This is a genomic window from Ignavibacteriales bacterium (assembly GCA_026390595.1).
GTDB lineage: Bacteria > Bacteroidota > Ignavibacteria > UBA10030 > UBA10030 > UBA9647.
Genome location: JAPLFQ010000007.1, coordinates 145,299 through 165,156 on the forward strand (window position 1 = coordinate 145,299; position 19,858 = coordinate 165,156).

Annotated in this window: 20 protein-coding genes; 18 read left to right on the top strand and 2 right to left on the bottom strand. The window is 52.6% G+C overall.

Annotation, left to right across the window (positions count from 1 at the left end; all coding sequences use genetic code 11):
• Nucleotides 1-51 precede the first annotated feature (51 nt).
• From NTU47_03020 to NTU47_03105, 18 genes are all read left to right on the top strand, one after another.
• Nucleotides 52-609, top strand: a complete 558-nt coding sequence (locus tag NTU47_03020) for an RNA polymerase sigma factor (GenBank protein ID MCX6132763.1) — start codon at nt 52-54, stop codon at nt 607-609.
• Nucleotides 606-1,070 carry a zf-HC2 domain-containing protein gene (locus NTU47_03025; GenBank protein MCX6132764.1) on the top strand — a complete coding sequence of 155 codons (465 nt, stop codon included), beginning with the start codon at nt 606-608 and terminating at the stop codon, nt 1,068-1,070. Before NTU47_03020 ends, NTU47_03025 begins: the two co-directional genes overlap by 4 nt.
• Before the next feature lie 9 nt (nt 1,071-1,079).
• On the top strand, nt 1,080-1,922 hold the full coding sequence (locus NTU47_03030; GenBank protein MCX6132765.1) for an energy transducer TonB: 843 nt from the start codon (nt 1,080-1,082) through the stop codon (nt 1,920-1,922).
• A gap of 280 nt (nt 1,923-2,202) precedes the next feature.
• A complete protein-coding gene (locus tag NTU47_03035; GenBank protein MCX6132766.1) occupies nt 2,203-2,541 on the top strand; it encodes a P-II family nitrogen regulator in 339 nt (112 codons plus the stop codon).
• Between the two features lie 109 nt (nt 2,542-2,650).
• Nucleotides 2,651-3,877, top strand: coding sequence for an ammonium transporter (locus NTU47_03040; GenBank protein MCX6132767.1), 1,227 nt, complete (start codon nt 2,651-2,653; stop codon nt 3,875-3,877).
• A gap of 156 nt (nt 3,878-4,033) precedes the next feature.
• A complete protein-coding gene (locus NTU47_03045; GenBank protein MCX6132768.1) occupies nt 4,034-4,573 on the top strand; it encodes an RNA polymerase sigma factor in 540 nt (179 codons plus the stop codon).
• A gap of 99 nt (nt 4,574-4,672) precedes the next feature.
• Complete coding sequence (locus NTU47_03050) at nt 4,673-5,101, top strand: zf-HC2 domain-containing protein (GenBank protein ID MCX6132769.1); 429 nt, start codon at nt 4,673-4,675, stop codon at nt 5,099-5,101.
• Between the two features lie 21 nt (nt 5,102-5,122).
• Nucleotides 5,123-5,800: a hypothetical protein gene (locus NTU47_03055; GenBank protein ID MCX6132770.1), complete on the top strand. Its 678-nt coding sequence runs from the start codon at nt 5,123-5,125 to the stop codon at nt 5,798-5,800.
• Nucleotides 5,784-6,545: a hypothetical protein gene (locus NTU47_03060; GenBank protein ID MCX6132771.1), complete on the top strand. Its 762-nt coding sequence runs from the start codon at nt 5,784-5,786 to the stop codon at nt 6,543-6,545. Before NTU47_03055 ends, NTU47_03060 begins: the two co-directional genes overlap by 17 nt.
• A 46-nt stretch (nt 6,546-6,591) precedes the next feature.
• Nucleotides 6,592-7,005, top strand: coding sequence for a hypothetical protein (locus tag NTU47_03065; GenBank protein MCX6132772.1), 414 nt, complete (start codon nt 6,592-6,594; stop codon nt 7,003-7,005).
• 164 nt (nt 7,006-7,169) lie between these two features.
• Complete coding sequence (locus tag NTU47_03070; GenBank protein MCX6132773.1) at nt 7,170-8,819, top strand: thioredoxin-like domain-containing protein; 1,650 nt, start codon at nt 7,170-7,172, stop codon at nt 8,817-8,819.
• 220 nt (nt 8,820-9,039) lie between these two features.
• Entirely contained in the window at nt 9,040-9,576 is a 537-nt protein-coding gene (locus NTU47_03075) for an RNA polymerase sigma factor (GenBank protein MCX6132774.1), read from the top strand.
• Between the two features lie 179 nt (nt 9,577-9,755).
• On the top strand, nt 9,756-10,172 hold the full coding sequence (locus NTU47_03080) for a zf-HC2 domain-containing protein (protein ID MCX6132775.1): 417 nt from the start codon (nt 9,756-9,758) through the stop codon (nt 10,170-10,172).
• A 12-nt stretch (nt 10,173-10,184) separates the two neighbouring features.
• On the top strand, nt 10,185-11,354 hold the full coding sequence (locus NTU47_03085; GenBank protein ID MCX6132776.1) for a TonB family protein: 1,170 nt from the start codon (nt 10,185-10,187) through the stop codon (nt 11,352-11,354).
• A 174-nt stretch (nt 11,355-11,528) separates the two neighbouring features.
• Nucleotides 11,529-12,581: a carboxypeptidase-like regulatory domain-containing protein gene (locus NTU47_03090; protein MCX6132777.1), complete on the top strand. Its 1,053-nt coding sequence runs from the start codon at nt 11,529-11,531 to the stop codon at nt 12,579-12,581.
• Between the two features lie 355 nt (nt 12,582-12,936).
• The gene (locus NTU47_03095) at nt 12,937-13,491 is read left to right on the top strand and encodes an RNA polymerase sigma factor (protein ID MCX6132778.1); all 555 of its coding nucleotides are present in this window, start codon (nt 12,937-12,939) and stop codon (nt 13,489-13,491) included.
• Between the two features lie 48 nt (nt 13,492-13,539).
• Nucleotides 13,540-13,962, top strand: a complete 423-nt coding sequence (locus tag NTU47_03100; GenBank protein ID MCX6132779.1) for a hypothetical protein — start codon at nt 13,540-13,542, stop codon at nt 13,960-13,962.
• Nucleotides 13,963-13,971: 9 nt separating this feature from the next.
• Entirely contained in the window at nt 13,972-15,447 is a 1,476-nt protein-coding gene (locus tag NTU47_03105; GenBank protein ID MCX6132780.1) for a hypothetical protein, read from the top strand.
• Nucleotides 15,448-15,701: 254 nt separating this feature from the next.
• On the opposite strand, the gene NTU47_03110 is transcribed toward NTU47_03105, so the two are convergent.
• Nucleotides 15,702-16,085 (bottom strand): DUF559 domain-containing protein, encoded by a 384-nt coding sequence (locus NTU47_03110; protein MCX6132781.1) that lies wholly within the window; start codon nt 16,083-16,085, stop codon nt 15,702-15,704.
• A gap of 111 nt (nt 16,086-16,196) precedes the next feature.
• Nucleotides 16,197-19,490, bottom strand: a complete 3,294-nt coding sequence (locus NTU47_03115; GenBank protein ID MCX6132782.1) for a hypothetical protein — start codon at nt 19,488-19,490, stop codon at nt 16,197-16,199.
• Nucleotides 19,491-19,858 lie beyond the last annotated feature (368 nt).

Below are 19,858 nucleotides of genomic sequence, written 5' to 3' on the forward strand. Positions count from 1 at the left end.
GGTCGGAGTGCTAACTTACGTGCATACTCCAATCATTATCAGAAAACAATCGTGCAGCCGGTCAGAGACGAACAAATCGATGAACGCTCTTTGATTGATGGGGGACAGTCGTTCGTCCACGTCTACCATCGGTACAAGCATAGGGTCTACGCATATTGCTACCGGCTTCTCCGGCATCCGCAGAACGCCGAAGATGCGACGCAGGAGACCTTCATCAAGATCCATCGGTCTCTTGGTCAACTCGAAAACGTCGCGTCGTTGCAGGCGTGGATTTTTTCGATAGCGCGCAACGAATCGTTCACGATTCTCCGCCGGTTGCGGCCGACAGAAGAATTGGAAACAGAGTCAGAGAATATGTGGGATGAGGAGGGACCGCTCGACAAGGTGGTTCAGAAGGAAAGAGTTGCGGTGGTTCAGCATTGTCTGGGACTTCTGAAGCCGACCTATCGTGAACTTCTCATACTCAAGGAATACGAGCAGCTCTCGTATGCAGAAATATCCCAGGTCACGGGAGCCACGCAAAGCGCCATCAAATCGGGGTTGTTCAAAGCCAGGCGGGCGATGGGAAGAAAGTTGGATTCGATACTGAAGGAAAGGAATGAGTTATGAAGTGTGAAGAGTACCAGGAGCAGGTGAGCGCGTTGATTGACAACGAGCTGGCGGATCAGGCGTCGGAGATGTTGTTTGAGCACCTGAGCAGGTGTTCTGCCTGCAGAGCGGCACTTCGCTCAGGATTGGAGTTGAGGGAAAACCTGAAGGAAGACCTGCCTCCATTGGCGCCGAAAGAACTGGATGAACGGGTGATGACCGCGGTGGCGCGCCGCAAGCAGGGCGAACCCGATCGCGCAGCCATCCCGGCAACGATCTGGCAGCGAAGGTTCTCAATGCGGGTTCCTGTAGCTGCGGTTGCCATATTTCTGCTCATCTTTGGAAGCGTCCTGCTGTCGGCGATCTGGGCTGAATCCAATCAAACCGCCGATGTTCGAAGAGTTCAGACAGTATTTCTCACTGCCATTCCGGCCGTGGAAGTCCGTGCGTATACAATGCAGCCAATGACGACAATTCAATAGGGAGGCGATATGAAATGCGGCCACGAGCGAATGCTGATGCTGAGTCTTATGCTGCCCTTGGCAGTACTTGCACAGCAAAGTCCGGATATCTCAGTAGCGGTCCGGGATGAAGTGAAGCTGGATTCGGCGATGTTGAATCAGGATCCAAAAAAGACGAAAGAACCACCGGCGGACTACGTCCAGTACGATCAACCGCCGGAAGTAATCCAGCAATTCCAACCTGACTATCCGAGTGAGGCGCTCAGCAAGAAGCTGGAAGGAAATGTCTGGCTGAAACTTTGGATCGGCGAAACGGGAACGGTCGTTGAGGCGAAAGTCCAAAAGAGTGACGCAGAAATATTCAACAAGTCGGCAATCGAGGCAGGTATGCGATGGACGTTCAAGCCTGCGGTCGTGAACGGTAAACCGATCGCAGTGTGGGTTTCAGTACCTTTCAAGTTCAAACTGTATGAGGGGAAAGAGGCGCCGTCCATAGGCCCGGGAGTGAAGGCACCGGAGATGAAACCAAAAATCAGAAATTTGCGGGAAGAGATGCCTCCGGCAGACTATGTTCCGTACGAGAAACCACCGGAAGCGATCAAGCAAGTACCTGCGAAATACCCGCCTGCTGCAAAAAAGGACAACGTACAAGGGACGGTATGGCTGAAAACGCTGGTGGATGAAGAGGGGCGGGTTGCCAAGGTTGAAATTCAGAAGAGCGAGGCAGAAGTGCTGAATCAGGCAGCCGTGGACGCCGTGCATCAATGGGTTTTCAAACCCGCAATCATGAAGGGGAAACCAATCGCAGTTTGGGTGTCAATTCCATTCCGGTTTGTGCTCGACGATGATAAGGCGAAGTCCCCAAAGAAATAAGCTCGCTGCGTCACGGCAGACCCGACAGGTCTCACTAGAGTCTCAAAGAAAACTGTCGGGTCTACCTGGAAAAGTTCAACATGGAAACCCGCCAGACACTCGTGTCCGGCGGGTTTTGCTATTTCTGTCCTCCAGGCCTGTGGCAGCTTCCCGTGACGTTGTTGTTTCTCACACTTGACAATCTCAGAAATTTCCTTATATTCTAAGGTAGCATCGAATCTGGCATTATTTATTTAAGTCAACTCTCCCATTCTACTAACTTACTAAGGCTCTTGCCGGAATGAAGAAAATCGAAGCCATTATCCGCCCGCACAAGCTGGATGAAGTGCGGGAAGCCCTCCTTGAAGCAGGATTCCACGGCATGACCATAGTTGAGGTAAAGGGATTTGGGAGGCAGAAAGGACACACCGAGGTGTATCGCGGATCAGAGTACAAAGTCGATTTCCTCCCAAAGGTAAAACTCGAGCTTGTCGTTCCAGATGATCGCTTGGAATCCGCGATCGCAATCATCCTCAAAGGAGCAAAAACAGGTCAGGTTGGAGATGGCAAGATCTTTGTCATGCCCGCCGACGAAGTCATCCGCGTCCGTACGGAGGAGTCTGGTGAGGATGCGTTGTGAGAGAATATAGAATGGAGAATGCAGAATTCAGAATAGCTCTCACCATTCCGGATTCCGACTCCTGTCTTCTGAATTCTACTATCAGTTACCACTTACCTGGAGAGTGCTCTTGAAAATCGATACCGGTGACACCGCCTGGCTGCTCATTTCCACCGCCCTCGTTATGCTCATGACACCAGGGCTGGCACTGTTCTACGGGGGAATGGTCCGGCAGAAAAACGTTCTCGGAACGCTCATGCAAAGCTTCATCGCACTCGGTGTCGTATCTGTGCAATGGGTTTTGATCGGCTACAGTCTGGCGTTCGGTCCTGATATCGGTCACGTGATCGGCGGACTTCAATGGATCGGCCTGCAGGGCGTTGGCCTCGAGCCCAATCCCGATTACGCGGCTACGGTGCCGCACCAGGCGTTCATGATTTTCCAGATGATGTTTGCCGTCATCACGCCGGCCCTGATCACAGGCGCCTTCGCTGAACGCTTCAAGTTCAGCACGTATCTCGTCTTTGTCCTTGCGTGGTCGACTCTTGTCTACGCTCCTCTCGCTCATTGGGTGTGGGGAGTGGGAGGGTGGATTCACAACCTCGGAGCGCTCGATTTCGCGGGCGGACTCGTCGTGCACATCAGTTCCGGAGTTTCGGCGCTGGCAGCGGCGCTGATCGTCGGAAAGCGCAGGGGGCACGGTCACGACTATATGCCTCCCCACAATATGACGATGACCTTGATGGGGGCCTCGATCCTCTGGTTCGGCTGGTTCGGCTTCAATGGTGGAAGCGCGATCGCATCCGGTGCGATTGCAACATCGGCGTTTGTCGTCACGCATATTGCTGCAGCGAGCGCGACGATCTCGTGGGTCATGATAGAATGGGCGCGACGTGGAAAACCGACACTGCTGGGAGCCGCCTCCGGCTGTGTGGCGGGACTTGTCGCAATCACCCCCGCATCCGGTTTCGTCGGTCCGGTCTCTGGACTTGTGATCGGTCTCGGCGCCGGTGTTCTGTGTTACTATGGTGTGAATATGAAGAACAAGCTTGGCTTCGATGATTCGCTCGATGCGGTGGGCGTCCATGGTGTCGGGGGTACGTTTGGAGCCCTCGCAACAGGACTCTTCGCTTCCAAGGCAATCAACCCGGCGGGCGCCGATGGGTTGTTTAGCGGCAACGCCTCATTACTTGGCATCCAGGCAATCAGCGTTCTGGCTGCTTGCGTCTTCGCTTTTAGCATGACCTGGATCATTCTCAAGGTTCTGGACATGACCATGGGTCTCCGCGTCAACCCGGAACAGGAACTCGAAGGGCTCGACCTGAGCCAGCATGGCGAAAGCGGATACATTTTCTAAGCTACCCCGCACCTTCGCTCCCCGCCACCTTCGCAAGGTAACCAGGCATTAACCCTGCACCTTGCGAAGGTATCCGCGCCCCCAACAGCAACTTTTTGCTTCTGAGCGGGTCTTATGACAAATTAAGGCCAGTAGCTCAGATCAAAAAGGCCCCCTTTGGATCTCCCGTCTGACGACCAACTTGTGACAGATCTGCGGAACGGCAGCGTGGATGCATTCGAAGAGCTCTATCAAAAGTACAAACGCCACATCTTCACCTTTTGTCTCAATCTCACGGGTAACCGGTCCTTGGCCGAGGACGCGACACACGACACGTTTCTCAAAATGCGCCTCAACATCGAAACGCTGAACGACATTCACCTTTTCCGCACCTGGCTTTTCACCATCGCACGCAAAGGGGTGTTCAGGCAACTGCACAGGCAGCAGCGCAATGGTTCGTTCGACGAGGAGAGCGTCTGGAGCGACGAGACGCCGTTAACGTTGATGGAGCACAATGATACTTCGAAGATTATTTCGGCTTGTATCAATGCTTTGAAACCTGAGTATAAAGAGGTTCTGTTGCTGCGCGAGTACGAGCAGCATTCGTATGACGAAATCGCGATGATCACCGGAAACACGGCGAGTTCAGTGAAGTCACGCCTGTTCAAAGCGAGAAAAGTCCTTGCCGAGAAGCTTAAACCGTTTTTCAAGGAATAAACTTGTTGGTCGACCTGCCCGCCGTTCGTGTTCCAGAAGGTCAGGCGGGGATGCCATCTCGACCAACAAGAAGTTCAGCATTTTCCGAAGGATCGCACCATGACCCACATCGACCAACAGCAGCGCGTCAGTCTCTACATCGACGACACTCTCAACGACAAGGAATCGTCGGAACTCTTCGCCCATCTTGCCGTTTGCGGTGAGTGCCGGTCTTATATGAAGATCAGCTTGCGCGTGCGTAATCAGATTGCGAACGAGGAACTGGCAGAGGTCCCGCGATCGCTCGATCGCCGCGTCCTCGCAAGCGTCGCACGAGAAAACGCCGCACTTAAGCGACAAACCTGGTACTCTCCGGTCTGGCTCGCGAGGATTTCCATTCCACTCCCGGCCGCGGTCTCCATCGTGTTCCTGCTGATTGTCGGCAGTCTGCTGTTTTCCCCGCTCTTGACGAACGACCCAAGGCAACAAGCGGAAATTCCATCCGTGTTGCTGTCAAAAGTCCCTCCAGGCCTCAAACGGGCCTATTGAATATAATCAGAGGGTATGTCTATGGAAAAGGAAACCATCACGATTGAAATCAGGCAGGAAGTTTCTGTCGCACTTCTCTGGATTGCCGCTGGAGTGGTGCTCATAACAGGAACGTTTTTCCTTGCCCCCAAAGGCGTAGAACTCTGGCCGGCGGTAAACGCCGCAGGCATCGCCGCGTTTGTGTACCTGGTCGCGCTTCTCTTCTTTGTTCTCCGCAAACCGTTGTCTGCGCAACGGCGTCTGGTTTTAGCACTCCTCGGCGTTCTCTTTCTGGCCAGCACGGCTTATCGGTGGGTTCAAATGCAGGATGAGACGCGCTGGCAGGCGGATCAGATCCTCCGGATACGAGGTGTCATAGGCCGCGGCATAATGATGACCGAAATGAGTGGTCCCCTTCTGAAGACACTCGACGCCTTCCACCGTCAGGGTCCCGCGAAGAAAAACTCTCTGGCAGAAGAATTCAAGAAAATCTATCCCGCAACGTCAGCTGGCTCCAGTATCTACAAACCCAAATGGGATGGCGATGGAATGAGAATCATCGTCACGGAGCTGAACCCTGACAAGGTTGTCCTCGTGTCGCAGGAGACGTTCGTCAAAGGGAGGGATCCGTCGTTCAAGAACCTTGACGGAAAAGCAGGACTGATCCAGGAACAATATACGTTGACCGCGAAAGGGATTGTCCATGTATCCGAAAACTGATTCATCAGAATTCGCATCCGGGTTCCTTTGGCAGGTTGCACTTCTGACCCTCGTCGTCCTCAGCCTGATAGTGTTCGCCGATCAGGTTTTCAAACCGGGTGAACGTGAACGCGTTCCGACGCCACGCATTGTTCTTTTTCCCTGGGTAATTGCGGGGGCGCATACGATCGACAATGGACTCCGGGCGTTTTCCGGCAAGCAGACAGAAGCGGTAAACGGGAAGGACCAGGTAAGGGCCCTCGCCGGCTTGCTGATTGTTTCTGTTCTCTGTCCGACGATATTTCTCATGCGGTGGAGAAGGCGAACGCTACAGCAGACTACACCGACGGTTTGGAACCTGTCGCGTCTCTTCTATAGTCTCTGCGGTGCTCTCGTCCTCTATCTCGTGATCGCCTCTCTGCCGACCGCAGTGACCGCCGATCTGTCCCATCGTCGTCTCCGTGATGCGCAAGCGGTACAGTCAAGCAGGGATGGAATCATCAACGATCTCAACGAAATGGCCATTGATCTATCTCTGTATTATATGCTCCCAAAGGAGCTCGGCGGCGGAAATCATAGCTATGAAGGTTACAAGGTTCCCGAAGCGTCGACAAAGACGAGCGAAGCGACATATACCTTCAGGCCAAGTGCTCAGACCGTTACCATCCATGCCGAATCGGTCCGCTATCCATCCAGTTCAGTGGAGATGAAGGTGGACAGCCTCGGCCGGATAAACTCGTGGGCGTACGGAGGGAAGTTTCAGTAGGCCGTCGACACTATTTTCATTCACTTTGAAATCACTTGGGATGCATATGGAAACCAGACAACTGTTTCGGCTACGGCCAATCGACTGGCGATGGATCATCGTCTCGTATTGTTTCCTTGTCCTGTTTCATCTCTTCCCATCGTTCCTGATTACCGGGTGGACGAACACGTATGCGGGCCCGGTTGGATTTCTCTCCTGGCTCACCATCGGCATGACAATTGTCTGCGCCGTGATCGGCGTGTGGTCGAGGGGAATCACAATCCTGGAACCTGGAGTAGCTTCCACCCTCTATGCGTTCACGCTTATTGGCGGGCTCCAACCTCAATGGATGTTTGGCCGTGGCTTCCGTTCGACGGCGTGGCAGATAGTGCTTCTCCTGTCGATGTTCGTCGTCGGATGTCTGGGAGCCGCGTTCGGCGGGTGGCTCCAAATGCGGAAGGAGAAAAAACGATCGGTCTAGCCCGCCGGTCCTTCCGAAGGATCCCTTGGTCCCCGGGTCTCCAACAGGCCTTCCGATGACCCCACTTCTGAAGGCCGTGACCGTTTCCTCTCGCCCCCTATTTGATTATATTATCCGCTGACCTTCACCAATTAACCAATTAACCAATCACACAAATTATCACCATGCGATACTCTCTTCTGATCGTCATCATTCTCTTCACCACCATTCTCTCCGCCCAGCAAGAGACCATCATCACCGGCAAACTACTCGGTCACGACAAGAAGCCTATGCTGCTGGCTCACGTCCACCTGATCAAAGCCCCTGCCTCGCAGTCATTCGACGGGGTCCAGGTCGGAAGTGACGGGTCATTCAGAATTGCAACCAAAGAAACCGGCCTTATTGTTGCCGAGTTCACCGGAGTGAACCACGCGGCACTTGATGTTCCTCTCCTCGTCGAGAAACCGGCGAAGATAGATTTGAGCATACGGCTCGCAACATATTCGTACGTCGACGAGCTGAAGGAACTGAAGATCATGTCCGATCTTACTGACTTTGATTTCAATAGCGCTCAGGCCATGCAGAAGCAAAGCGATGGAACGTTCGCAATCGAGCTGGAGACAAAACGGGACAAGCTCGCCTACCAGGTGTTTGGAGCTGAGAAAAACAGCCGGAGTATCAATGGGACACAGTCGGACAGCTACGAATTCGATGGTGCCGGCGACTACAAGTCGGTTGTCAACGTGAAGGGGAGTGAGGCGGGCAAGGTGAAAATAACCTTTGATCCGAAGAAAACGATCCACTCGACGGCCGAAGTCGAAATCAAGTTCTCCGATCCGAAGTCGGCGATTGCCAAGATCGCGGCAATTCAGCAGGAAATAGCGAAGAGAGAAATTACATGGTCTGCTGCCGTCACGGCATACGTGAAGGCAGGAAACGACTTCAAGAGTTTCACGTACGACTGGTCCGCTGATCAGTCGGCCATCCTCGGCAGACTGAAATCGGAAAAAGATCCCCTTGTGCGGCAGATGCTTCTGATGAACTATGTGGATACGAAGGCAAAGAACGCCGCAAAGGCCGATCCCGCGATCGGCGCGATGCTGTTCAAAGAAATCTCCCCCGATTCAAAACTCTGGATGATGCCGACGTTGCAGCTGATCAACGCCGCCGGAGAATTGTCGGGTGACCAGGCAGCGTATGCACAGTACCTTGATAAGTTTCTGGAAAAGAACGCACAGATGGATCTGAAAACAACCCTGATTATGAATCAACTCGTTTCATCGAGGATGCAGGGGGACGAAAAGCGGCTCAAGCTGTATTACGACATGGCGATGAAATATTTCGGTGGAACACAATTCGGCAAAACAGTGCAGGAGCGCTTCACACCGGTGATCACGATCGGCGTTGGCAAGAACGTGCCGGCGTTCAAAGTCAAAGCGCTTGGCGACACGACAAGAATCTATTCGAATGAGACATTCAAGGGGAAGCTGGTGCTGCTTGATTTCTGGGCGACATGGTGCGGACCGTGTGTTGGCGAAATGGACATCCTGCACAAGGCGTACGAGAAATACAAATCGACAAACTTCGAAATCCTGAGCCTTTCACTCGACGAAAAACCCGACGATGTGGTGAAGTTTCGCAAGGACAAGTGGAAAATGCCGTGGCTCCACACGTTCGTCACGAACGACAAGGATCTCACCACTGCATTCGAGATCGTTGCCATTCCCCGTCCGCTCCTCGTCGACGGAACCGGAAAGATCGTCGCGATGGAAGAGGAGCTGCGCGGAGTGCATCTTGAACAGACGCTCGCAAAGTTCCTTGGCGAGTCCAAATAGCAGGCATTTCCAACCCGGAAGAAGTCCGACTTCTACCCCGACCTTCCCTTGAGAAATCGGACTTCTACCATTCCTGCGCGACTTTCCCGCCTTTTCTGCATCTTTACTCTGCCCCCTCTCATGTTCTTCGACAGTTACACTGTCGAAGAAGACTCATTTCCGAAAGTTACACTTTCGGATGTCAGAATTGAGGAAGTTTTCCCAGCACCGCGAGGCACATTTGGATCCCACCATAGAACGAGAGCTGATCGCAGAGCTTCAGCGTGGAAGTGACCGCGCCCTCGCGGCGGTGTATCAGGAATTCAGCCCCGGGGTCTTTGCGTACTGCCTGAAGATACTTGCGGACCGGCAACTGGCCGAGGATGTGGTTCAGGAAACGTTTCTGAAGGTGCGGCAGCACGCGCAATCGGTTGAGCACACCGATTCGTTCAAATCATGGATCTTCCGCATCGCGCGCAACGAGGCGCTGATGCAATTGAGAAAGCAGAAATCGAATGGACAGGTTGAGGGTGAGTCGGTCTGGGACGAAGAGACGCCATACCAGCAATTTGTCGCGCTGGAGCGCTCGGAGATCGTCAACCGACTACTGGACAGTCTGAAGCATGAGTATCGGGAAGCCCTTGTGCTGCTTGTCTATGAAAACATGTCGTATGCCGAAATCGCATCCGTCACCGGTGCAACAGAAAGCTCGGTGAAATCAAGGATCTTCCGTGCGCGGAAGGAAATGATTGAGAAATTGAAAAGGTACCAAGAATAGTAACGTCCGTCTGAGCGCAGTGAGTCCCGACGCAGTCGGGACGAACGAAGTCGAAGACTGGACTGCGATTGCCATGCAGTGGACACACTTCGACTTCGTCCCGCCAGAATAAATGGCGGGACTGCGCTCAGTGTGACGAGCTGTAAGAGAATAGCCCCTGAATATTGAAGGACGACACAATGAACCACACACACTACCAGCAACTCACAAGCCAGTTCATCGACCGCGAGCTTGGACCTGAAGACGAGCGGGAGCTCTTTGTGCACCTTGGCACGTGCGATGAATGCCGGGGATTTCTAAAGGCGGTGCTGACGATGCAGGGGGAGATTCTCGGATCGAAGCCGGTTCGCCTCGTTTCTCCTCAACCAGCGCGGAAAGCAAACGTTTTACGCGCCGTGTGGAACAAGAGGATACCGATGCCCGTTGCAGCCATGTTTGCCGTCATCGCACTTGTGAGCACGGTTGCATTCAGTGCACTCTGGATGCGACCGAAGGAAAAGGTCATAGAGACGACGCAGGAAGTCGTTTACGTTCCACGGCTACCGGCGATACAGGTGGTCGGGTTCTATCCATCGACAAGCGATGCGAAAAAGTGAAGGAGTAGGTCTATGAAGAAGTCAATTCTTGCATTGTTATTGATCTGTCATTGCCTTTCTTCCTGGAGTGGACAAGAGGTAGCCGGGGGCAAACAAAATCAGTCGAGAGCGCCTCTTCTTGAGGGACGCGTCGGGGACTTTTTTCACAAGCCAGTCAGCGGAGCAAAAGTAGTTGTAGAAGGCACGAAGTGGCAGACGCAGACGGATGAGCAAGGGAAATTCGAGCCTATTACCGTAACACCTGGCATCTATACTATCCGCATAACACATCCTCAGTACAAGCCTCTCATCTGCAAGAACTTCAAGATAGGAAAGGAAGGGCTCTTTGCCGGTTTCGAGCTGAAAAAGGGAAGTCCTGATGATACACCCGTCATACGGGATGATCGACCTCTTGGACAATTCGTCATCGATGAAGATGCGGAACCGATCATCAAAGTCGAGCCCGTTTATCCTGAGTCAGCTCTAAAGGACAGGATTGAAGGGACGGTATCCCTGAATGTAAATGTGAGTGAGACCGGTGAAGTCCTGAACGCATGGGTTGCTCAGGGTGTCCGCGAAGATTTGAATCATGCGGCACTCGAAGCCATCCAGAACTTCAAGTTCAAGCCAGCGAAAGTGAAAGGTAAACCGGTGCCAGTGCCGTTGTCAATTCCCTTCAACTTCAAGCTCGCTGACAAATCCAGCGAGTACCCTTTCAAACTCGTGAATGGACCGCTGACCAATGAAGATATCTCGAGCGCCCTCGACTATCTTGGTGTCCAGATGTATCGGTTCTCATATGAGATTCCATTCAAACATAAGCTGAGACTGTGTCTCGACAGATATCTTGACGGCAAGCTCATAGATTCAAAAAGCACCGGTTCCGGTCCGCAAGATCCTGGGAAGAACAATGTCACAATTTTCAAATACACGAAAGACGATAGCGTCCAATTTACTTTCAGTCTCTCGTCTGCCGGGAGTGCGAAGCGTATAACATTCAATAAGATCTCGGTGAAGGAGTATCCTTCGGCAGGCTGGATCCCATATTTTGATGTGCACATGCAGTCGGGTAAGAAAACTCCATTTTATATGTTTGCCCTGAGTTCAGGCGCACTGAAGTTTTCGAAGGACGAACCTCTGGACAGCATCATTTCAAAAATCAAATTCGTAGTGGTTGGGTCTGTTGAGCTTAGGCTTGATTAGCCTGAACACCCGGATGTTGGAGTTCAGGAGGGTCGATTACAAGATTCGCATCGCAAATCCGGCCTTGCCACGAAGGGGATCGGGTTTAATCTCCATTCCGGACTCGAGCCGGAAACACAAGTGATTTGACTCTGAGGATTTCATTCTTAATCTTTGCTGGAGAGGAATCCTCGAATGAAATTCCCCCTGTTTTTGTTCACATTACTTCTCTTGTCTGCTAATCTCCTCTATCCTCAACAGCTCCCGAAGGCGACTGTCAAAGGCAATGTTGTGGACGATTCGACGGGCGCGCCCCTTCCGCTGGCCAATGTATTCGTTTCCAATTCGACAATCGGCACGGCTGCGGATCCTGAAGGGAAGTTTGAACTCAGAGGCGTGCCTCTCGGGACGCAGCAGATCGTCGCGTCCATCGTCGGCTACAAACCAGAAAATGTCACAGTACAGTTAAGCGATTCGGTCGTGCAGACTATCAGATTTCGCCTCAAGGCGCGCCCGGTGCAAATGGCCGGTGTCGAGGTTGAGGAAAAAGATCCGGTTGAGTGGAAGAAGCTTCTCGAAAAGTTCACCGAAAGCTATCTTGGTTGGACCCCGAACGCTGCACACTGCAGGATCTTGAATCCGGAAGTGCTGGACTTTGCCTTCGAAGAAGAGGCGAAACGACTGGTTGCGACCGCGCGAGAACCTCTTGAAATTGAAAATCTCGCGCTCGGATATCGCTTTCAGTGCATGCTTGTCCTTTTCACTCAATCACCCCAATCATTTCAGTATATCGGCTTCTCCAATTTCAGACAAATAGTCGAGCGTAGTGCTGCCGAAGGTGATGCATGGAAATCAAACCGCCGTGAGGCGTACTACGGCTCGAAGCGACACTTCCTTCGGGCGCTCGTGAAAAATTCGACAAAGAAAGAGGGTTTTACTGTTTTCAGTGTCCGGCGGGACTGGATCAATACTGCCTTGAAGAGACCGTATGGGTTCGAAGTACAAGTCGACGGGTTGATATCACTAGGCGATACGCAGTACGACAAGAAGTTTGAATTCCAGGACCTGCTGCAAATAGTGTATACGCGTGAATACGTCACGCGAATTTCGCTTATCGAGCTGAACGGACCGTCTGTGACGGTGTTCGCCAACGGCCTGACTGCGAATCCGCTGGGTCTCTGGACATTCGGCTACTGGTCGACGCAGCGCGTCGCCGAGATGCTGCCGATCGACTATGAGCCGGAGTGATGCGGCCAGACCCACTTCCGCGTTCGGAGTTCGACTGTTCGTTACTCGATATTCATCGTGTCGAAACTGGAAGTTCCTGTGAATTGCCAATATCGAACACCGAATAATGAATAGAAGCTATCTCAAAAACCCTCAAATTCATTGCGAGCGATGCCCCGTAGGGGCGAGCGAAGCAATCTCACCAAGGTATGCCGAGACAAAAGAGAGATTGCTTCGGCAAGAAACGCCTCGCAATGACGTCGTTGGCGTTTTTGAGATGAGTTCTATTGAAGTTTGGTTCACAGCAAGTTTTGACCCCTTTTTGCATCTTACCTTTTGAATCCCACAACGGTCCTCACATCAGCACCGTAGACAAATGCCTGTAGCATCGGACCAACAGCTGTTGAGCGAAGTCCGTGCCGGTAATTCCCGGGCGTTCACGGCAATTCACGACAAGTACCGCCGCCGATTGCTGGCCTACTGCTATCGCTTGTTGCAGGATCGGGTAACAGCCGAGGATGTTGTGCAGGTATCGTTTCAGAAGGCGTATGAATCGCTTGGCACGCTCGACAAACCTGAGCTGTTCTTCTACTGGTTGTTCAGCATCGCGCGGAACGAAGTGTACGGTCACATTCGCAAGACTCGGAGAAACGGAACGCCTCATTCGATTGAAGAGGAAGATGATATCTGGACCGAAGAGACGCCGCACGAGCAATTGGTGAGGAAGGAAACGACAGAAATCGTAGAGCTCTTTCTCAATCAGTTGAAAGTGGAGTACCGGGAGGTCTTGGTGTTGCGCCAGTACGACAAGCTCTCGTATGCAGAGATTGCAGCAATCACAGGAGACACCGTGAGTTCGGTTGAATCGAGGCTGTTCAAAGCGCGAAAAGCGCTGGCAAAGAAACTGGCGCCGTATTTGAACGATTTGTAGGACGAACTGTCAGTTCGTCCACTAAGCACCAACATGAAGGAGCAACACATGACGTGCGCAGACCATCAGCGAACCATCAACCGGCTCATCGATCATGAGGTCAAGGCAACGGATTGCGGTGAATTGTTTGAACATCTCGGGACTTGCTCAGAGTGTAGAGTTTTCTATGATTCGCTCCTCATCCTTGAGGCTGAACTGGAAAAGATTCAATCCGCGGTTGACGAGAAGAGTCCAATGCCCTTCGAGGTCATTGCCCCGCCTCGTTGGTATTCATCAGCAATGCTAGATCGGAAAGCATCAGGGATGCATCATTATGGCAAACACGACCGCTTCCGTGCGTTCACTGTGGTACTAATCACCGTTATCGTGTCTGGATTGATTTGGACGAGAACTCTCCCGACGCAAAGAGACGGGAGTGATGATTCAATTCGCGATGCAGTTCAATCAGACATGATGATCCATCAGCGTTGAGGTAAAGTCATGAACAAATCTGGAAATCGATCCCTTTGGATGGTCTTGCTTTATTTTGTTCTCTCGCTTGCATTCGCCGTGTTTGCGATTGTTGCGAGCCACGCACCGAATGTCCGGTACATGCCCACCCCGGGGAATTTCGGTTTTGAGAGTAGTCTGCAATGGATCTTCTGGCTTCTCATCGTTCTCTCCATAGTCTGTCTCATCCCGTTGTTGGACGCGATTCTACGGAATTTGCACGTTCGCCGCCTGCTGCCTCGCGTTCTCTCCAATCTCTATGGTGATCAATCGTCCAGCGAAGTTGATGGCTTCTTGCTCTGGCTGAAATCAAACGTCAGGACCTCAGCCGGAAGACTATTCGCGGCTGGCATCGCTGTTTTTGCTACGGTATTCATACTTTCACTTACGAGCGCGGTGAGAGAGAGAGATGTGGACAGCTATCTGTACGAATACATTTCGAGACTTATCAGATCACAGCGATCCCTGGAAAGCCCTCCACCCAGCGTGTGTACCTCCCTCTATCTGAATAGCGGCCCCGGAGCCAATGAATTGCAGGATTGTCTGAAGGTGGTCGAAGATCTTAAGAAGGTTGGTGCAAGGGCGATTCTGGTCGATATTCGTGGGCAAAACAAAGGGCAGGAGATGCTCGAATGGCTCAGAAAAATCGAGAATACAGGGGTGGCCGTATTCGGACTTTCAGATTGGGGTAACATACGACGTGCAGATTCAATCGGAGAAATCAGATTCACGAAGGGAAGGATGACTATGCAGCCTCTTGAACTGCGCTTGAATCCCTTTGTGTTCAGGATTAAGCCCGAAGGCATCTCGAGATACAGCGATGAAGAGATTCCGGACATAGTGATTCAATTGTTGAGGAAATATCGCAACTATTCCAGTGATCTCGAACTAAGACGAGAAGGTCGCAACGTTGTCTTTGGTGATTATAGGATTCCTGTAAGTTCGGATGGTTGGATGTACGCCCGTCAACTTGTGAACTATTGGCCTTGGACAGTTGCCTCGCGTGAGGGTGCGAATGACACGTTGGAATACAGAGGGTGGTTCCATGGCAGGAAACCTTTCCATGGGTCACAACTGGATGAGATAAGAAGTAACTTTGACGGCAAGATCGTGTTGATCGAACGATTTCAAACGTCAACACTCGAGTATGGCTGGCTCATGAGTCGGTCGTACGAAAGCGCAATAAATTCAATTGTCGCACAAACAGTCATCGTCCGATCAGAACAACTGCATGTGTGGCTCACACTTGTCTGCATAGCGTTAGCTGGTCTTGTCGCTTCGAAGGTTCGTCCAATACCGTCGTTCTTGACGATCTTCGCAATCGGTCTCTTGGTCTTGCTCGGCTCCTGGTTGATCTACTACAAGCTTTTCTTTTTCATAGATATCTTCTACCCGTTACTCGCTGTAGGCATGTCGATGTTCGTTTTTCCGGCAATAAGGGCTGCCGATAACGAGTTACCAGAGTAGAGGCTCTATCCGTTGCTCGCGACGGCGATGGCTATTGTGGTGTTTCCAGTCATCGTTATGGGGAACCAGAGAGAACCCACGAAGGGATCGCTTTTGCCAGACGATCTTTCTTAGCGGGTTCCTGGGAGTGCCACGCACCCCGTTGAGAAGTCCGACTTCTACCGTGAAGATCCACACCGCGACTCCGACGCACCATTGACATTCCACGCGCACGCCCCCTTCCCCTCGAAGGGGAAGGAGGGGATGGGGTGGTGCTACCCCGGCCCTTTGCTCAACGCATCTTGAACCTTCTCGTAAATCACCTGTTCAACACCCTCTTCATTCGACATCACTTCGTCATTCAGAAATCGCAAGACTTGCAGCCCGTCACTTCTCAGGTACGCATCTCGTTTGGCATCTCGACCTCTTCCTTCGGGTGTGTAGTGTTGACTGCCATCGAGCTCGATCACTAGTTTTGCCTTAACACAATAGAAGTCCAGAATGTACGGGCCATAAGGGACTTGCCTTCTGAATTTCACACCGAGTCTGTTGTTGCGGAGTAGCGACCAGATCTTCATTTCTGCCTTGGTCATATCGCGACGGAGTTTGCGAGCGAAGGGAATTAAGGTGGATGTGTATTTGGGGAGGTGTTGAGGCATGGTGTTCTGTGTTGAGGCAACTTGATGGAGGTTCATCAACCTCACCCGTACCCCTGCCTGCCGGCAGGCAGGCTCTCCTGGGAGGAGAGGGGATCGCGGTTTGAAGAAGGGTTACTTTTTCTGGACTTCGATCTTCTGCAGCTCGTCGAAGTACTTGCGGATCAATTCCTGATAGTCCTTCGAGTAGCCGTGCTCGAGTGATTTGAGCAAATCATCGAGCAGCTTGTTCTTCCCCTCAAGGGCAGAGGGGTCGATGTCCCCGGGACTGCGGCGTGCGATCTCCGTCCCGGTCTGGGCTTTTCGCTTCTTTTCATAATCCCGTTCACGCATGGACTTTGACGCATCGAGCAGACGCGAAAGAATGCGTTCCTGTTTCTGGATCGTCTCGCGATTGACGTTGTTCTGTTCAAGATTGTGAACCACTTCTTTCATATCGTCCGCAATCTTTTCGAGATCCCCCAGCATTTTCTTCTGCTCGCCGGTTGACTGGGCTTCCTTGTTCAGTTGCTCGAGTGACTTCCGGACAGCCTCCTGCTCCACGGCAAGACGGGCGGCCTCTGCTGCCTGTTGCATTGACTGTGTTTGTGCATTGATCGATTGCTGTTGTCCCGACATCATCTGAAGCTGCTGCATCAGTCCCCCCATCCCCTGGCCGCTTCCCTGCATCAAGTTTTGCATGGCACCCTGAATCTGCATCGCAGTCTTGTTCAACGATGTCATCGCCGCTCCTTGTTCCTGCGAAGCGCCGAAACCGTTGCGCCCCTCAAGCGCATTCAGAGAGCCCTGCATGTGCCCCATAGCCTCGCCGATCGATTTGCCCATCTCGGGTGTAAAGGCGAAGGACTTCTTGGAGAGCTCACTCAGCCCCCGAATCACATTTCCCATATCCTGCATGACACCCATCTGCTGCTGTGCATTCTCGCGCAGTTGGGGAGAATTGAGCGGGGCGGTGACTGCTTCCTGTTTCAGCTTCTCCTCGCGTTTCGAGAGCTCCAGCATGTCGTTCGATGCGCGCCGAAGGGCGTTGAGTGTGGCCTGTGTCTGCTTCTGTATCATCTCTTGCTGGATGGATTGGAGCTGCTTTGATTGCTCCTGCAGCTGTTCCGAAATCTCCTGCTGCTCCGACTGTGCTTCCTGACTTTGTCCGGACTCGAGCTGTTGTCCAGCCTTGTTCATTTTCCCCTGCAGCTGCGATTGCTTGGAACGCTGATTCAACTTTTGCATCCGGTCGGCGGGCATCTCGGCAAAGAACTCTTCCATGCGCTTCTGAACATCTTCGGTGACCTGTTCGAGCTGTTGCTGCTTCTGAGCAAGGTCTTTTTGTTTTTTCGAAAGATCCTGCCGGCTCTGTTGATCGGCGCCTGCTGACTTGGTCTGGTTGTTCAGATCGGCCTGAGATTGTTCGAGTTCCTGCGCACGTTTGCGGGCTTCATCCACCTTCTGTTCAATTTGGATCCGTTTCAACAATTCGATCGTCCGTTCGATGCTTTGACGGAACCGGTCCTCGGAAAACGTAAGCTTCTGCATTGCCTGCTGAATCTGGTCCTTGTTCTGATTCTGCATCGATTGTTGCATCTGCTTCAACGCTTGCTGGAGTTCGGCGGAGTTCATCTGCTGGAACATCTGCTGAAGCTCCATATACTTCTCCATCGTCTCTTTGGAAAGCACCTGCTGCTGGTCCATTTTCTGGACCATGTCGTCGAGACGCTTCTGCACGTCATCGAGCTTTTTCTGAACCTCCTGGTACTTCTTCGACATTTCCTCCAGTTTCTTCTTTTGTTGCCAGTCCATCTCCTTGTTCTTCTTGATATCCTGGTTAATCGACTCGACTTTGTCCTTGAGTTGCTTCGCATCCTGAAGTGTTTGCTTGAGGTCATCCAATGAGGTCTCATGCCCCTTGTCGAGCTCGGCGAATACTTCTTCCACTGACGGGAGACGAAGTAGATACATTTGACTCCGCCCGCTCTTCGGACCGCGAACAGCATCGTTGTCAAATGCCTCGGCGAAATACTCCACCACATCCTCAGGCGCCAGCCTTAGGGGAGAAAGGTCCCACGAATAGGGGAGCTCGAGTTCGCCGGGAGTACCAGCGGGAAGTGGGATAGATGTGAACTTATAGGCATCCCAAGGTTGTTCGTAGCGGGAATGCGTCAGCTTGTAGCCGATGCGAATGGCCGAAAGGCCGAAATCGTCCTCCGCCTGCATCAGGAGCCGCAGGGATTTGTCGCCGGCGAGATCGATATTGCGTCCGGGAACAAGAACTGCGATCGAAGGCGGTTCATCGGGGATGATCTTGAGCTGGTAGTGAACCGGATCGCTGTTCGCAAGGCTCTCGAGATCGGTTACTTCGATGTGATAGTTCGTCTCAGCCGCGAGTCTGAATGATGCGGAAAACTTTTGGTTCTCCGTGACGAGGGGAACCGCCGGCCCGGCACCGAAGACAATTCTCCCTTCGCGGAGATTCTTGCTCGCAACTCCCATGACTTTGATGTTTGTCCCCGCAAGTGCTGCAACATCTCCTATGAATTCTTCCTGCACTTTTGGCGGGAGCTTCGCATACGCCGGATACTCAAGTCGAACCTGGAATGATCTGAAGACCGGACGATCGACGACGGACAAACGATAATGGGGGCTTTCTGTCCCGGAGACCATCGCATAGTATTCTGTGGAGCCGCGGACGCTCTGGAACGATGTTCTATAAGTCCCGGTTGAATCGATGCGAAGATCGGAGTTCTCGAAATTCTGGGCCCCCTCGGAGCGCCAATACAAACTCAGCGATTGAGGCTTGCGTCCCGCAGAGACGGGAGAAACCGATTGTACTCGAACGGCGATTTGAACTGCCTGACCCTTGACGACCTCAGAGTTGCCGGGAGAGATCTCGAACGTATAATCGGCCGGCGAAGAGAAGTCCGTGCCAAAGTGAGTAATGCGAACCAGGGAATTGTAGAACTGCCCGGGCGACGCCACAGCGAGCAGAAACGATCCGGCAAGTGCGACGCCAAGAAGCTTCGCGGCGCGTTTGACAGGAGAAGCATCAACGGAATCAGTGAAATCAAGGTCGCGGATTTCACCGGCAAGGTCCTGGAATGAAGCATCGACAAGCTCGGGAGAATAGAGCGATCGGCCCGACGAGATTTCCTGTTCCAGTTGCAGGATATTGAGCAGGCGGTCGTGAATTCTGGGAAAATGAGCGCCGATACGTTTCGCGAGTACAAAGTTATCTTCGGACCGGAGAACACCGAGTCTGCGAAGCAGCGGCCGCACAGCGAACCAGGCGGCGGTTGCAGCAGTGAATGCGGCCAGGAGAATGAAAACGATCGTGCGGCCAGTTCGATCCAGCCTGAACCCCAGTTCCAGCAACGTTACCGCAGCAGTAGCGAGGAGTGCAAGCGTCGCGAACAGCATTATTCCTGATCGCGCTTCAACCGAGTGCTGACGTCTTTTGGTTGAGGCAATCCGTTGGAGAATGTCGGTTAGTATGGTTGAGGGAATGCTCAAGATCGCGCTGGTTTCAATTCAAGCGACACCCTTCGACTGCGTCCTTCGACTCCGGCCTGTTGAGGCCTGGGAGTCGCCCTTCGACAAGCTCAGGACAGTGCTCAGGACTGCGCTCAGGGTGACGAAACTCTTCTACTTGTGTCGTCCGGCCAGAAGTTGACAGAGTTGGTTAAGTGTTCATGCAGCATATTTCATCTCTGGCGTCATCATGGCCAGACTCAAGTGTGGACGCTTGGTGTTGTAGATCATTATTGCTTCCAGGGCGGCCTCTCGTG